The sequence below is a fragment of the Ventrimonas sp. genome (assembly GCF_048380235.1).
Lineage (GTDB): Bacteria > Bacillota > Clostridia > Lachnospirales > Lachnospiraceae > Brotaphodocola.
Genome location: NZ_DBFCCJ010000008.1, coordinates 66,773 through 80,506, shown reverse-complemented (window position 1 = coordinate 80,506; position 13,734 = coordinate 66,773). Strand labels below are relative to the sequence as shown.

The following is a 13,734-nucleotide window of genomic DNA, read 5'->3' as shown; positions in this document are numbered from 1 at the left end:
TATGCTTACGCCTTAACGCCGTATTTCTTGTTGAACTTATCGATACGACCGCGTGCAGAAGCAGCTTTCTGCTGACCGGTGTAGAAAGAATGGCACTTAGAGCAAACCTCTACGTGGATCTCTTCCTTGGTGGAACCGGTAACGAACTCGTTGCCGCAGTTGCAGGTAACCTTAGCCTGATAATAAGCCGGATGGATTCCTTCTCTCATGATTTTCACCTCTTCACTTTCTCAATTATATAGTACTGTGATCGTCTAACGGTCTCACTCGTACCGTTAAAATCACGCCACATCTATAAACAGCTCCATAATTGTATCATATAAATATAGCCTTGGCAAGCATATTTCTAAGGTTTTCAAAGATTTTTTGTTAGAACATACGGCGTTTTTTCGCCACCTCCACGAACTCCCGGTTGGTCCGGGTCTGAGCAAACAGATCCAGGATCCGCTCCACGGAATCTTCCGGCTTGAGGCTGTTGGTTGATTTGCGGACGATATCCACTGCCTCGGCCTCATCGCGGCTCAGGAGCAGATCATCGCGGCGGGTGCCGGACTTTAAGATGTCGATAGCCGGGAAGATACGCTTCTCGGAAAGCTTGCGGTCTAATACCAGCTCCATGTTGCCGGTTCCCTTAAATTCCTCATAGATGACATCATCCATACGGCTTCCGGTGTCTACCAGCGCAGTTGCCAGTATGGTCAGGCTGCCGCCCTCTCGCATGTTGCGGGCCGCACCGAAAAAGCGTTTCGGCATGTGCAGGGCTGCCGGATCAAGGCCGCCGGAAAGAGTACGGCCACTCGGCGGAACCACCAGGTTGTAGGCCCGGGCCAGACGGGTGATGCTGTCCAGCAGAATGATGACATCCCGGCCATGCTCAACCAGACGCTTTGCTCGCTCGATGACCATTTCCGAAACCCGTTTATGCCGGTCAGGAAGTTCATCAAAGGTGGAATAAATAACCTCTACATTTTTGCCGACCACGGATTCTTTGATGTCCGTTACCTCCTCCGGGCGCTCATCGATCAGAAGGATGATCATATGCATATCCGGGTGGTTGGTGGTAACAGCCTGCGCCACCTGCTTTAAAAGAGTTGTTTTTCCGGCTTTTGGCGGGGATACGATCATGCCGCGCTGCCCTTTGCCGATCGGTGCCAGAAGATCCAGTACACGCATGGCCGTACTGCTCTTGCCCTGGGTCTCCATGTGAAGGCGGCTGTTCGGGAATACCGGAGTCAGCTCTTCAAAGTTCGGGCGGCGCTCCAGTGCGCTGAGCGGATAGCCATTCACATTTTTAATGTACAACAGAGCCGCAAATTTCTCATTCGAGGTTTTCACGCGGCGGTTTCCGCTGATGATATCTCCGGTTTTCAGGTTAAAGCGGCGGATCTGGGTCGGAGAGACATAAACGTCGTTCTCACCCGGAAGAAAGTTCTCGCATCGGATGAAGCCAAAGCCATCCGGCATAACTTCCAGAATTCCGCTGGCCGGAACGCCGCTGTCCATCTCCTCCTGAAGCCGGTCTGCTCCATCCTCCCGGGCAGGCTGGCCAGTCTGCTGCTCGCTGCTGCGGTTCTGCCCGGCCTGATCTGCCTGATTAAAATTCGTTCTTCTGACTGCAGCCGGTCGGCTGTTTGGGGTACGGCTTTCCTCGTTTTCTCCTGCCGCACGGCAAAGCTCCTCGATCAGCTCCGCTTTCCGCAACGCGGTGGCTCCCTTGATGCCCTGCTCTTTCGCCATTTCCTTTAGTACGGATACGGGTAAGGTCTGTAATTTTTCTCGCATATTTTCTCCAATCTGAACTTATATTCTGATAAATGGGGTTTATATCAATGGATAGATATCCCGAGGGACTCAATATGAATAATGGATTCATGAAATGCGGAAGCAGCCAGACACTGCCTCCGCGCATAACCACATTATAATGAATTTTTCCGAAAAAGAAAAGGTTATTTTATCCGGATTTTTCTTATTCCTGAACAGACTCCCGCAAGAAACGCATGTGTTTTGCAATTTTCGACTCATATCCATTTTCCGAAGGATGATAGAAGCACCGGCCCTCCATTCCATCCGGAAGATACTGCTGCTTTACATAATGATTCGGATAATCGTGAGCATACCGATAACCGATTCCATGTCCCAGTTTTGCGGAACCGCCGTAATGAGAATCCTGCAGATGTACCGGAACCGGCATGGAACGCTGGTTTTTTACTGCATCCATCGCCTCAAATACCGCATTGCATGCGGAATTGGATTTTGGAGCCGTTGCCACATAAAGTACTGCCTGAGACAAAATGATCTGGGCCTCCGGCATGCCGATGCGCTCCACAGCCTGGGCCGCACTGACTGCCACCGTAAGGGCCTGCGGGTCTGCATTGCCCACATCTTCCGCCGCACAGATCATGATCCGGCGGGCAATAAACTTAATATCTTCTCCCGCGTAAAGCATCCGGGCCAGATAATAAACTGCCGCATCGGGGTCCGAACCGCGCATGCTCTTGATAAAGGCGGAGATCGTGTCGTAATGGTTGTCTCCGTCCTTGTCGTAGCGGACCGCCCGCTTCTGGATACACTCCTGCGCCACATCCAGTGTAATGTGGATCAGGCCGTCAGCCGGATCCCTCTCCGTTGTGAGAACGCCCAGCTCTACGGCATTCAAAGCCGCACGGGCATCTCCGCCGGATACATCCGCAAGAAAATCTGCCGCCTCATCATCGATCACAGCATGATAGCTGCCCATTCCTTTTTTCTCATCCCGCACTGCCCGCAGGACCAGCTCCTTCACGTCATCCTTTTCCAGGGCCTTCAGCTCAAAAATGCGGGAGCGGGAAAGAAGCGCCCCGTTCACTTCGAAGTAGGGATTTTCCGTAGTTGCCCCAATGAGAATCAGGGTTCCGTCCTCCACATACGGAAGCAGGTAATCCTGCTGGCTCTTATTAAAGCGGTGGATCTCGTCTACAAATAAAATCGTCTTTTTGCCGTACATGCCGAGAGCATCCTTCGCCTCTTTTACTACATCCTCCATATCTTTTTTTCCGGCAACCGTAGCGTTGATCTGGCGGAAGCTCGCGCTGGTGGTGTTTGCGATCACCTTGGCCAGCGTTGTCTTTCCGGTCCCCGGCGGGCCGTAAAAAATGATGGAACCAAGCTGGTCTGCCCTGATTGCCCGGTAAAGCAGCTTGTCCTTTCCGATAATGTGCTTCTGCCCCACCACTTCGTCCAACGTGGTAGGGCGCATGCGGGACGCCAGGGGAGACTCCTGCTCCTGGGTACTCGCTCTCATATAATCAAACAAATCCATGTATCGTTCTCCTCCTGCCTGTATGCTCCCAGTATAATCCGCAGGGATTTCAGAGTCAACCGGGTTTCGCAAAGAGCTGTATCCGCTTTAGTCCACTAAAAGCTCCTCGACCGTCACGAATTCATATCCCCGTTTCTGCAGATCATCCACGATCCTAAGCGCCGCCTCCACAGAGGTCGGAAAAATATCGTGCATCAGGATGATATCTCCATCTTTCACATCTTTCTCCACCCGGCGCACGATCCGGTCCGTGTTCTGAAATTTCCAGTCCAGCGAATCCACGTTCCACAGCACCGTGGTCAGGTTTACCCGGCATTCCAGCTGCTCATTCCAGTCGCCGTATGGAGGGCGCAGATACTCCGGCCGTTTCCCGGTGATGGACTGGATGAGTTTTTCCGTCTGTTCGATGTCCGCGCAGGCCTGTTCCGCCTCCTCTTTTGTCATCTGGATATGGCGGTAGCCATGATTTCCGATCAGATGGCCCTCTGCCTGCATACGCTGTACCAGCGGCTCTTTCCCCGCAATATTTTCTCCCATGAGAAAGAAGGTTGCTTTTACCTCACGCTGCTTCAGGCCGTTTAAAAGTGCCGGCGTACAGGTCTGGTGGGGGCCGTCATCAAAGGTGAGGGCAACCTGGAGCGGTCGGACAGCAGAGGATTGCATCGCTGATGGCTGCTGGTTTGCAACGGCAGAGGATTGCATCGCTGATGGCTGCCGTTTTGCAACGGCAGAGGGTTGCATCACAGATGGCTGCCGATTTGCAACGGCAAACGCCGCACCTGCAAGAGCGCCATCCGCAAGAAGCGCCAGAAACAGCAGAAGACACATTGCAGAAAATTTCCATTTGCCCACGACCATGGTACTTTCCTCCCTCGAGATCCTGTTATCTCCCATTATTTATATTCAGAAAATCTATCCAGATATGCTTGCGTTTTTCCCTCATGTGCGCTACAATATCAATGTCAATTATTTTGAAGTATTTTTATTATACTTCATCAATTTCGATATAAAGAAAGTACTTCATGGAAATTAGAAACCTGATCACATTTACCAAAGTAGCTGAGACCCAGAGTCTTTCCAAAGCCGCAAAGCTTCTGGGATATGCCCAGTCCACCGTTACTATGCAGATGCAGCAGCTGGAGCAGGAGCTTGGAGCACAGCTTTACGAGCGCGTAGGCAAACAGATCCGCATCACCCAGACCGGGCAGGAATTTCTGTCCTATGCGGCAGCCATTGTCCGCATGTCCGAAGATGCCCTGAAGGTCGGAAAGCAGGACACATCTGCCATCACCGGTTCGCTCCGTCTGGGCATATCCGGCCAGCTTTCCTGCGAAAGACTGAGCAGCCGCATTGCCCACTACCTGCAGGACTATCCTCAGGTTGATGTAAACGTGCAGGTCATTGCAGAGCCGGAGGAGCTTCTGTTCCGGCTGCGCCACAATGATATCGATCTTGCCCTGACGCTGGATCTGCTCCGCACCGATACAGACCTGATCCACGCAGCGAAAGATCTGCCGGCTCCCCTTCATGCTTTTGCCGCAAAGGGGCATCCGCTAGCCGGACAAACCGACTTATCCGGAGAAGAACTTTCTCATTATCCGCTCATCTGCACCGGTCATTTTGAAGCCGGTCTTGACCATAAACTGCATGCCCCCGGTTCCGGGCAGATCCGGATTTCTGATACTGCCCTGGCACTTTCCATCGCTGCTGACAGCAGCAGAGCTTCCGGATCAGCCCCCGTCATTCTGGTCCCGGATCTTATTGTCCGGATCCATCCGGCCGCTCAAAAGCTGGTCCGGCTGGATTACGAGCCTTCCGCAAGCCCCTTCTGGCTCCAGGTTCTCTGCCACCGGAATAAATGGCTTACCGGAGCCATGAAAGCCTGGCTCGCAGACAGCGAAGAGTCAGTCTTTTCCCTTTGACAACTTTTCCCTTATTTGTTTTGGCATAGTGTGCGTGGCCGGTCACTTTCCCCGGCCACGCACCCATCACACCATTACCGTCCATACACTGAAATCCGCCTGTTTTCACCTCCGCAGGCCGTAAAGCACTGCCGAAACCGCCTTCTATCACCTACCGCTTCAGTATCTAAAGAAATGCCGAAATTGCTTGACAGAACAGGGGTTGGGTGGTAAACTCACAGTGTATTTTGATATGAGCTTTTGATTCACATATTTTTGTAAGTCAAGAAGTACATTCCAGATTTACAAAAATATGTGATTTTTGTTTCATACGAAAATACACAAATTTTATTTTTTATAGGAGGTACCACAATGAATAACGGTACAGTTAAATGGTTCAACGCTACTAAGGGTTATGGCTTCATCACCAACGACGAGACTGGTGAGGAAGTTTTCGTACATTTCTCCGGTATCGTAGCTGATGGCTACAAGACCTTAGAGGATGGCCAGAAAGTTACCTTCGATACCGCAGAGGGCAACCGTGGTCTGCAGGCTGTTAACGTTCACGTTGTAGCTTAATCTACCGCCTGAAAGCACAATACCCGAAAGTCCTATGGGCTTTCGGGTATTTTTTTGCGCATTTTTTTATTTCGAATTGTTTCATATACAGAAAAACCCCGGAGATCCTTGCGGATTCCCGGGGTTCACAGCTCTTTGTTGAGTTTTAATTACTTCAGGGTAACTTTTGCGCCCTCAGCCTCAAGTTTAGCCTTGATGTCCTCAGCCTCTTCCTTAGAAGCGCCCTCTTTCAGGACCTTCGGAGCACCGTCAACTACGTCCTTAGCCTCTTTCAGACCAAGACCGGTAGCTTCACGTACAACCTTGATAACTTTAACCTTGTTCGGACCAACCTCGGTCAGCTCTACGTCGAACTCGGTCTTCTCCTCAGCTGCCTCGCCTGCGCCAGCTGCTGCTGCAACTACAACGCCTGCTGCTGCGGATACGCCAAACTCTTCCTCACAAGCCTTTACCAGCTCGTTCAGCTCTAATACGGATAACTCTTTGATAGCTTCGATAAACTCTGCAGTGGTTAACTTTGCCATTTTAATTTCCTCCATTAAATAATGATATTTCTGAATCAATGATAGTTCGATGCGGTATCGAATTGCTTCATACTGATGGTTATGCGGCACGCCGCGGACCGGTCAGTAAATTAAGCCTCTGCGCCCTGCTGCTCAGCGATCTGGTTAAGCACACGAGCGAAGTTGGTGATCGGAGACTGGATGCTTCCCAGTAACTTTCCGAGAAGTACTTCTCTGGACGGGATAGTTGCAATAACCTGCATACCCTTCTGATCATAGTAAGTACCTTCAACAACACCAGCTTTGATCTCAAGCTTGTCTGCTTTCTTAGCAAACTCAGCCAGGATTCTTGCCGGAGCTGTAGCGTCGTCCTTAGATACTGCGATTGCGGTCGGTCCTTCTAAATCCGGATCCAGAGCTGCAAAATCGGTACCCTCAGCTGCACGCTTGATCATGGTGTTCTTATATACTTTGTAAGCAACACCAGCTTCTCTTAACTGCTTACGAAGCTCGGTATCCTGAGCAACAGTAAGACCACGATAGTCTACTACTACTGCGGATGCAGCGCCGTTTAACAGCTCGGAGATCTCAGCTACGATAGGCTGTTTTAACTCAACTTTAGCCATGAATGTCTTCCTCCTGTTTTATTATATAACTGGAGACTGCAAGGAAAAGCCCCACTGTGCAAGACAGAGGGGCTCTACAAATTCGTCGTTTAATACAAAATTGTACGTTCCTCGGTAGGCGGCTGTAACCTTACGCCTTACGGCACCTACTGTCTTCGGCAGTCAATACTTGTGTATGATAACATACTATATTTGGATTGTCAATCAGTTTTTTGCAAAATCTGATTAAGCCATCAGCTTAACTACGTTCAGCTTAACGCCCGGGCCCATGGTAGAGGTCAGGGTTGCGCTCTTAATGTAAGCACCCTTTAAGGTAGCCGGTTTTGCTTTGTTGATTGCATCCATAAGCGTCTGGAAGTTGTCCGCTAACTGCTCCTCAGTGAAAGAAGCTTTACCCACTGGCACGTGGATAATGTTGGTTTTATCAAGTCTGTACTCGATCTTACCAGCTTTGATATCGTTGATAGCTTTGGTTACATCCATGGTTACGGTACCAGCCTTCGGGTTTGGCATTAAGCCCTTCGGTCCAAGTACACGGCCCAGACGACCAACAACGCCCATCATATCCGGGGTAGCTACAACTACATCAAAATCTAACCATCCCTCGTTCTGGATCTTCGGGATCAGCTCCTCAGCGCCTACGAAATCTGCGCCTGCAGCCTGAGCCTCGTCAGCCTTTGCACCCTTAGCGAAAACAAGGATTCTGGTAACTTTACCAGTACCGTGCGGCAGAACAACTGCACCACGGATCTGCTGGTCAGCGTGACGTCCGTCACAACCGGTTCTGATATGAGCCTCAATGGTTTCATCAAATTTAGCTACAGCAGTCTTCTTAACAAGTGCGATAGCGTCTGCTGCATCATAAAGAGTAGCGCGGTCTACTGCTTTAGCCGCTTCTACATATCTCTTTCCATGTTTCATAATAAAATAACCTCCTAGTGGTATTGTCGGGGATGTCCCTCCCACGTATTTAAAGTTTCATCTCAGTCCTGTATGAAGAATTACTCCTCAACAGTGATACCCATGCTTCTTGCAGTACCTGCAATCATGCTCATAGCTGCTTCCAGACTTGCTGCGTTTAAGTCAGGCATCTTGGTCTCAGCGATCTTCTGAAGATCTGCCTTAGAGATGGTAGCAACTTTGGTCTTGTTCGGGGTTGCGGAACCGGATTTGATCTTGCAGGCTTTCTTTAACAGAACAGCTGCCGGCGGAGTCTTGGTAACGAAGCTGAAGCTTCTGTCTGCATATACGGTAATAACAACCGGGATGATCAGATCGCCCTGATCTGCGGTTCTTGCGTTGAACTCCTTGGTGAACTGTACAATATTAACACCGTGCTGACCCAGTGCCGGACCAACCGGCGGAGCCGGGGTAGCCTTGCCTGCCGGAATCTGTAATTTGATGTAACCAGTTACTTTCTTTGCCATGATAATGACCTCCTAATAATGTGGTATTGTCGGGGGTGTCCCTCCCACGAACCGGCATCACCGGTCCTTTTTCGTTGTTACATGTGCTTCACTTCTGTGAAATTGAGTTCAACCGGTGTTTCACGGCCGAACATCTCGACATTGATCGTAAGAGTGTGCTTACTTTCATTGATAGACTTAACGGCACCGATCGTGTCCTTCCATGCACCGGCAGTTACCACAATGGTATCGCCAACTGCATAGTCCAGAGCGACTTCTGTCTTTCCGAATCCGAGGCTCTCCATCTCCTCATCGCTTAACGGAACAGGCTTGGAGCCCGGTCCGACAAAGCCGGTTACGCCGCGGGTGTTGCGTACTACATACCAGGTATCATCGTTCATGATCATATGGATGAGTACATAGCCCGGGAACATTTTTTTGTCCGCAAGCTTCTCCACGCCGTTCTTGAGTTCTGCGACTTCGAGCATCGGAACGGAAACTTCGAGGATCTGATCCTGAAGGTTACGGTTCTCAATGGTTTTCTCAATGTCAACTTTAACTTTGTTCTCGTAGCCTGAATAGGTATGAACTACATACCACTTTGCTTCTGACATCTTATCACCCTCGCCTTAATTAAATAATGAAGCTGAGGCCCCATTTGATAATGAAATCCAGGATTGCGATGATAATTCCCAGCGCAGCGGTAACCGCTACTACAGCAACAGTCTGCTTGCCAACGGTTTCCTGGTCAGGCCATACGATTTTGTTGAACTCAGCTTTTAAACCCTTGAAAAAGCTCTTCTTCGGAGCCTTCTCAGTGCCTGTAGTTTCTCCCATAGTTCACACTCCTTACTTGGTTTCTTTGTGTAAAGTATGAGTTTTGCAGAATCTACAATATTTTTTGGTCTCCATGCGATCCGGATGTGTCTTTTTATCCTTCGTCATGTTGTAGTTCCGCTGTTTACATTCTGTACATGCCAGTGTAATCTTTGTGCGCACGACTTCCACCTCCACTTGATTTTTTCGTTGTTTTTCAGCCTTTTTTTCTGTCGGATCAGCCAGAAGGCTAATTTTGAGCATAAAAAAAAGACCTAAGCTCTTCCATTCGCCATACCACTATAGCATAACGATGTCCATGCGTCAATCTTTTTCTTTATTTTTTGTTGGAAATCCGCGGATTTCACCCGTTCAGGAGCCACCGATGCAGATTGAAACAAAATAAACCTGACACGCTCCGGCTGCCTTTAAGACTCTGGTGCAGGCCTCAATGGTGCTGCCGGTGGTATAGATATCATCTGTAAGGATGACTGTTGGCGGAGCTTCCGCTGTCACCGCAAATGCGTGGCGCAGATTCCGCAGGCGCTCATCCGGACCAAGATCCTTTTGCGGCGCTGTCTTCCGGGTACGGACCAGCAGCGCTTCATTCACGGAAAGTCCTGTCAGACGTCCGAGACGCACCGCCAGCTCTCCTGCCTGGTTAAAACCGCGGGAGCGCAGTCTTGCCGGGTGGACAGGCACCGACACCAGCACCGCTTCTTTATGGCGTTCAAAGAAATAGCCGTACCGCCGCGCGATGGCTTCCGCATAAAAATCCAGATATTCCCGCCGGTTTTTGTACTTGACTGCTGCCATGGACTTCTGAGCCACAGCATCGTAGCGGATCAGCGCGATTCCGTACTCAAAGCTGCGCTGTTTTCGCAGGCAGTCCGGGCAGTATTCCGCGCGGTCAGCAATGAGCTCTGTCCCGCATTTTTTGCAGGATGGCTGCCGGATAAAATGAAGCTTTGCCATACAGCCCGGACAGATCAGTGCGCCCTCCGGCAGTACGATCTGCCCGCAGACCGGACAGCGGCGTGGAAACAGCAAATTTATAATTCTGATTTCATAACCTCCTGGATTCGGATCTTCAGTCCGGTGTAGCGGCGCTGCTCGACCTCATTGTCTACCATGGCCTGAAGCATCTCCGGGATGCCGACCAGACACACACAGGCGCGGGCGCGGGTGACCGCCGTGTAAATCAAGTTTCTTGTCATCAGCATGCGGGGGCCGGAATAGACCGGAATCACCACCGCCGGATACTCGCTTCCCTGGGATTTATGAATGGTAATGGCATAGGCCAGCTCTAGCTCCTCCAGCTGCTTAAAGCTGTAATCCACCATTTTGCCCTCGTCAAATTCTACGGTCAGCTCTTCCGCAAAGGTATTGATCTCACGGATGATGCCGATATCTCCGTTGAAAACTCCGGCACCGGAATCCACCGGGATTCCATAGCGATTGCGGGTCTCCCACTCAATCTGATAATTATTTTTGATCTGCATGACCTTATCTCCGACGCGGTAGATGGTTCCGCCCACCTCTTTTTCCGGTTTAGACGGATCCTTCGGGTTTAAGAAGCTCTGCAGGATCGTATTCAGCCGTTCCACGCCCAGGGCTCCCTTTCGCATCGGGGTCATGATCTGGATGTCGAACATATCCGCGTGAACGTAGTTCGGAAGCTTTTCCCGCACCAGCGTCAGCATGGCGCTGATAATGGCATCCGGCTGTTCTCTGCGGATAAACAAAAAGTCTTTGCTGCGCTTGCCAAGCGGAATCCGTTCACCATCGTTGATCCTGTGGGCATTGACGATAATGTCACTCTCGGCTGCCTGACGGAAGATCCGGGTCAGCTGCACTACATCAAAGGCCCCGGATGCGATCAGGTCACGCAGCACATTGCCAGGGCCAACACTCGGAAGCTGGTTGGTATCCCCCACCAGGATCAGGCGGGTTCCGGGGTTCACTGCCCGAAGAAGTGCATGCATCAGATAAATATCCACCATGGACATCTCATCAATGATGATAGCATCTGCATCCAGCGGATTCTCCTCATTGCGCTCAAAATGCATGCCTGATGTGTCTTTATCATCAGAGGGGACTCCCGTCAGCTCTAGCAGACGGTGGATCGTCCGCGCCTCATAGCCGGTTGCCTCCGTCATGCGCTTCGCTGCACGGCCGGTCGGCGCCGCCAGAAGAATCTCCATCTCTTCCTGTTCAAAGTAACGGATGATGGTGTTGATGGTAGTTGTCTTACCGGTACCGGGTCCTCCGGTGATAATGAGCAGGCCGCTGTTGACCGCCTCGACGACCGCGCGGATCTGCAGCTCATCCGGCTCAATGCGTTCTTCTTCACAGATCTTCTCCAGCTTTTTGCGGATCTCCGTTTCCGGCTCAGCCCCCCGCAGGTTCAGATCATGGAGCATACGGGCCGTGTTAAGCTCTGTATAATAATACTGGGAAGCGTAAACATGGCGGGAGGCAGGGGTACTGTCATCCTCTTCCGGCTTCAACAGCTTCTCCTCATTCACCTTTACCACGATCTTCTTCTCCATCTGAAGGTCTGTCAGATGTTTCTCCATCACTGCCGGATCTACATGCAAAAGCTCAGACGCGGATGCCAGCAGCTCCTCCTGCGGCAGGTAGGTATGTCCGTTTGCCACGGACTGCAGCAGCGTATAATAAATGCCGCTGCGAATCCGGAAATCCGAATCCGTGAATATTCCCACTTTCTGAGCGATCTCATCTGCCATTTTAAATCCGACACCCTGGATGTCATCCGCCAGGCGGTAGGGATTTTCCTTGATAATGCTGTACATCCGGGAACCGTATTCGTTGTAGATTTTGAGGGCCAGACTCATGGAGATGCCGTATTCCTGCAAAAACATCATGGCCTGGCGCATCTCCTTCTTGGACTCCATCTGCTCCGAAATAGCCTGGGCCATTTTTTCGCTGATTCCCTTTACCTCTGCCAGACGCTCCGGTTCTTCCTCAATGATGCGGAAGGTATCTGCCTTGAACCGCCGCACAATGCGGGCAGCCAGTGCTGTACCCACCCCGCGGATCGCGCCGGATCCCAGATAGCGCTCCATGGATGCCGTATCTTCCGGAGCTTTCAGCTCATACGATTCCACCTGGATCTGGTCTCCGTAAATGGGATGCTCCACATCACGTCCGGATGCCTCAATAAAATCCCCCTCACTGATATACGGAAAGGTTCCCACCAGTACATAGTCCAGTCCATCCGAATTGACACTTAAGATCGAGTAGCCGTTTTCCTCGTTGCGATATTTGATTTTCTCTACATATCCGCTTACTGTCGCCATGTTCTTGTATCTCCTGCGAATAGAAAGGTCCCGCGTCCGCGATGGACACGAGACCCCTTCTGTTTGCTCGTCATTCGTTATATCCGTAAAAATCGTTTGTCTTAATTGAATTCCTGCTCTTTTTTGTCTCCGTGCTGGAACTCGATAAACTTACCGGTTCCGATTGCCACTGCGGTCAGCGGATCCTCCGCTACCATGGTGGTGATACCGGTCTTTTCTTCGATCAACTGGTCAAGACCATTTAACAGAGAACCGCCGCCGGTCATCACGATGCCGCGGTCGAAGATGTCTGCTGCCAGTTCCGGAGGTGTTCTCTCCAGTACATTGTGAACAGCGTCCACGATCTGCATAGCCGGCTCACGCAGCGCTTCCAGGGTTTCCTCAGAAGTGACCACAATGGTCTTCGGAAGTCCGGTCACCAGATTACGGCCACGCACTTCCATGGTCAGTACTTCCGGTCTGCGGTATGCAGAACCGATGTTAATCTTGATCTCCTCTGCGGTTCTCTCACCGATCAGCAGGTTGTGCTTCTTTCTCATGTAACGGACCAGAGCCTCATCAAAGTCATCACCTGCAATCTTGATGGAAGTGCTTACTACGGTTCCGCCAAGAGAGATGACTGCGATATCTGCAGTACCACCACCGATATCAACGATCATGTTTCCGCAGGCCTTGGAAATATCAATTCCGGCACCGATGGCAGCTGCTACCGGCTCCTCAATGATGGAAACCTCGCGGGCACCTGCCTGATAGGTAGCGTCCTCAACGGCCTTCTTCTCGACCTCAGTCGCACCGCTCGGAATGCAGACTGCGATACGCGGCTTGCGAAGGGTTCTTTTGCCTACTGCCTTATTGATGAAATACTTTAACATCTTTTCAGTAACCGTGTAATCAGAAATAACGCCCTGGCGCAGTGGTCTGACCGCAATGATGTTGCCCGGTGTTCTTCCGATCATCAGACGTGCTTCCTCACCGATTGCCATGATCTTGTTGGAATCACGGTCGATTGCTACTACGGAAGGCTCCTTCAGCACAACGCCCTTGCCTTTGATGTATACCAAAATGCTCGCCGTACCTAAATCGATTCCGATATCGTTGGATACTAACATAAATTTCCTCCTGAGATTTCTCGTTTCGCAGCTGTTCTGTTTCCTCACAGCCGCTCTGTTTCCCATTGATTTCTATCTATGAATATGCGCAAAGAGCGCATTTTTCGTTCTAATCTCTCTTATTATATACAATCGAGAAGGTTTTTGAAAGGGTTTTTTTATTTTTTATTATG

At 50.7% G+C, this 13,734-nt stretch carries 16 protein-coding genes and 1 other annotated feature; of the genes, 2 read left to right on the top strand and 14 right to left on the bottom strand.

Features of this window, described 5'->3' with window-relative positions:
* Positions 1 to 5: 5 nt before the first annotated feature.
* The 4 genes from rpmE to ACMP1L_RS01095 all read right to left on the bottom strand — a co-directional run bounded on the left by rpmE (position 6) and on the right by ACMP1L_RS01095 (position 4,156).
* A complete protein-coding gene (gene rpmE, locus ACMP1L_RS01110; RefSeq protein WP_118531274.1) occupies positions 6 to 209 on the bottom strand; it encodes a 50S ribosomal protein L31 in 204 nt (67 codons plus the stop codon).
* Between the two features lie 160 nt (positions 210 to 369).
* Positions 370 to 1,782: a transcription termination factor Rho gene (gene rho / locus ACMP1L_RS01105; RefSeq protein WP_418451747.1), complete on the bottom strand. Its 1,413-nt coding sequence runs from the start codon at positions 1,780 to 1,782 to the stop codon at positions 370 to 372.
* A gap of 184 nt (positions 1,783 to 1,966) precedes the next feature.
* On the bottom strand, positions 1,967 to 3,298 hold the full coding sequence (locus ACMP1L_RS01100; RefSeq protein ID WP_177304633.1) for a replication-associated recombination protein A: 1,332 nt from the start codon (positions 3,296 to 3,298) through the stop codon (positions 1,967 to 1,969).
* Between the two features lie 87 nt (positions 3,299 to 3,385).
* Positions 3,386 to 4,156 (bottom strand): polysaccharide deacetylase family protein, encoded by a 771-nt coding sequence (locus ACMP1L_RS01095; protein WP_418451746.1) that lies wholly within the window; start codon positions 4,154 to 4,156, stop codon positions 3,386 to 3,388.
* Positions 4,157 to 4,320: 164 nt separating this feature from the next.
* Between ACMP1L_RS01095 and ACMP1L_RS01090 the strand changes: the two genes are divergently transcribed.
* Both ACMP1L_RS01090 and ACMP1L_RS01085 read left to right on the top strand, forming a co-directional pair.
* On the top strand, positions 4,321 to 5,220 hold the full coding sequence (locus tag ACMP1L_RS01090; protein WP_418451745.1) for a LysR family transcriptional regulator: 900 nt from the start codon (positions 4,321 to 4,323) through the stop codon (positions 5,218 to 5,220).
* A 351-nt stretch (positions 5,221 to 5,571) separates the two neighbouring features.
* A complete protein-coding gene (locus tag ACMP1L_RS01085) occupies positions 5,572 to 5,778 on the top strand; it encodes a cold-shock protein (protein ID WP_118531268.1) in 207 nt (68 codons plus the stop codon).
* A gap of 149 nt (positions 5,779 to 5,927) precedes the next feature.
* Here the strand turns inward: ACMP1L_RS01085 and rplL are convergent, their stop codons facing one another.
* From rplL to mreB, 10 genes are all read right to left on the bottom strand, one after another.
* Entirely contained in the window at positions 5,928 to 6,302 is a 375-nt protein-coding gene (gene rplL / locus ACMP1L_RS01080; RefSeq protein ID WP_118542223.1) for a 50S ribosomal protein L7/L12, read from the bottom strand.
* Between the two features lie 110 nt (positions 6,303 to 6,412).
* Positions 6,413 to 6,907: a 50S ribosomal protein L10 gene (gene rplJ, locus ACMP1L_RS01075; RefSeq protein WP_118719912.1), complete on the bottom strand. Its 495-nt coding sequence runs from the start codon at positions 6,905 to 6,907 to the stop codon at positions 6,413 to 6,415.
* 33 nt (positions 6,908 to 6,940) lie between these two features.
* Positions 6,941 to 7,084: a sequence feature (ribosomal protein L10 leader region), on the bottom strand.
* 48 nt (positions 7,085 to 7,132) lie between these two features.
* Positions 7,133 to 7,828, bottom strand: coding sequence for a 50S ribosomal protein L1 (rplA, locus tag ACMP1L_RS01070; RefSeq protein ID WP_118731925.1), 696 nt, complete (start codon positions 7,826 to 7,828; stop codon positions 7,133 to 7,135).
* A gap of 80 nt (positions 7,829 to 7,908) precedes the next feature.
* Entirely contained in the window at positions 7,909 to 8,334 is a 426-nt protein-coding gene (gene rplK / locus ACMP1L_RS01065; protein ID WP_118531260.1) for a 50S ribosomal protein L11, read from the bottom strand.
* A gap of 77 nt (positions 8,335 to 8,411) precedes the next feature.
* Entirely contained in the window at positions 8,412 to 8,927 is a 516-nt protein-coding gene (gene nusG, locus ACMP1L_RS01060) for a transcription termination/antitermination protein NusG (protein WP_118531258.1), read from the bottom strand.
* Between the two features lie 19 nt (positions 8,928 to 8,946).
* The gene (secE, locus tag ACMP1L_RS01055) at positions 8,947 to 9,150 is read right to left on the bottom strand and encodes a preprotein translocase subunit SecE (RefSeq protein ID WP_118531256.1); all 204 of its coding nucleotides are present in this window, start codon (positions 9,148 to 9,150) and stop codon (positions 8,947 to 8,949) included.
* 12 nt (positions 9,151 to 9,162) lie between these two features.
* The gene (gene rpmG / locus ACMP1L_RS01050; RefSeq protein WP_080552267.1) at positions 9,163 to 9,312 is read right to left on the bottom strand and encodes a 50S ribosomal protein L33; all 150 of its coding nucleotides are present in this window, start codon (positions 9,310 to 9,312) and stop codon (positions 9,163 to 9,165) included.
* Positions 9,313 to 9,501: 189 nt separating this feature from the next.
* The gene (locus tag ACMP1L_RS01045; protein WP_475544499.1) at positions 9,502 to 10,194 is read right to left on the bottom strand and encodes a ComF family protein; all 693 of its coding nucleotides are present in this window, start codon (positions 10,192 to 10,194) and stop codon (positions 9,502 to 9,504) included.
* On the bottom strand, positions 10,182 to 12,452 hold the full coding sequence (gene recD2, locus ACMP1L_RS01040; protein WP_418451743.1) for an SF1B family DNA helicase RecD2: 2,271 nt from the start codon (positions 12,450 to 12,452) through the stop codon (positions 10,182 to 10,184). Before recD2 ends, ACMP1L_RS01045 begins: the two co-directional genes overlap by 13 nt.
* A 101-nt stretch (positions 12,453 to 12,553) precedes the next feature.
* The gene (gene mreB / locus ACMP1L_RS01035; RefSeq protein ID WP_118731930.1) at positions 12,554 to 13,561 is read right to left on the bottom strand and encodes a rod shape-determining protein; all 1,008 of its coding nucleotides are present in this window, start codon (positions 13,559 to 13,561) and stop codon (positions 12,554 to 12,556) included.
* Positions 13,562 to 13,734: the final 173 nt, after the last annotated feature.

Bases quoted from the DNA above. Each gene is read 5' to 3' on its own strand.
- nusG (WP_118531258.1), bottom strand. From the start codon at position 8,927: ATGTCAGAAGCAAAGTGGTATGTAGTTCATACCTATTCAGGCTACGAG.
- ACMP1L_RS01085 (WP_118531268.1), top strand. From the start codon at position 5,572: ATGAATAACGGTACAGTTAAATGGTTCAACGCTACTAAGGGTTATGGC.
- ACMP1L_RS01095 (WP_418451746.1), bottom strand. From the start codon at position 4,156: ATGGTCGTGGGCAAATGGAAATTTTCTGCAATGTGTCTTCTGCTGTTT.
- mreB (WP_118731930.1), bottom strand. From the start codon at position 13,561: ATGTTAGTATCCAACGATATCGGAATCGATTTAGGTACGGCGAGCATT.
- rplK (WP_118531260.1), bottom strand. From the start codon at position 8,334: ATGGCAAAGAAAGTAACTGGTTACATCAAATTACAGATTCCGGCAGGC.
- ACMP1L_RS01090 (WP_418451745.1), top strand. From the start codon at position 4,321: ATGGAAATTAGAAACCTGATCACATTTACCAAAGTAGCTGAGACCCAG.
- rpmE (WP_118531274.1), bottom strand. From the start codon at position 209: ATGAGAGAAGGAATCCATCCGGCTTATTATCAGGCTAAGGTTACCTGC.
- rplA (WP_118731925.1), bottom strand. From the start codon at position 7,828: ATGAAACATGGAAAGAGATATGTAGAAGCGGCTAAAGCAGTAGACCGC.
- secE (WP_118531256.1), bottom strand. From the start codon at position 9,150: ATGGGAGAAACTACAGGCACTGAGAAGGCTCCGAAGAAGAGCTTTTTC.
- recD2 (WP_418451743.1), bottom strand. From the start codon at position 12,452: ATGGCGACAGTAAGCGGATATGTAGAGAAAATCAAATATCGCAACGAG.
- rplJ (WP_118719912.1), bottom strand. From the start codon at position 6,907: ATGGCTAAAGTTGAGTTAAAACAGCCTATCGTAGCTGAGATCTCCGAG.
- rho (WP_418451747.1), bottom strand. From the start codon at position 1,782: ATGCGAGAAAAATTACAGACCTTACCCGTATCCGTACTAAAGGAAATG.
- rplL (WP_118542223.1), bottom strand. From the start codon at position 6,302: ATGGCAAAGTTAACCACTGCAGAGTTTATCGAAGCTATCAAAGAGTTA.
- ACMP1L_RS01100 (WP_177304633.1), bottom strand. From the start codon at position 3,298: ATGGATTTGTTTGATTATATGAGAGCGAGTACCCAGGAGCAGGAGTCT.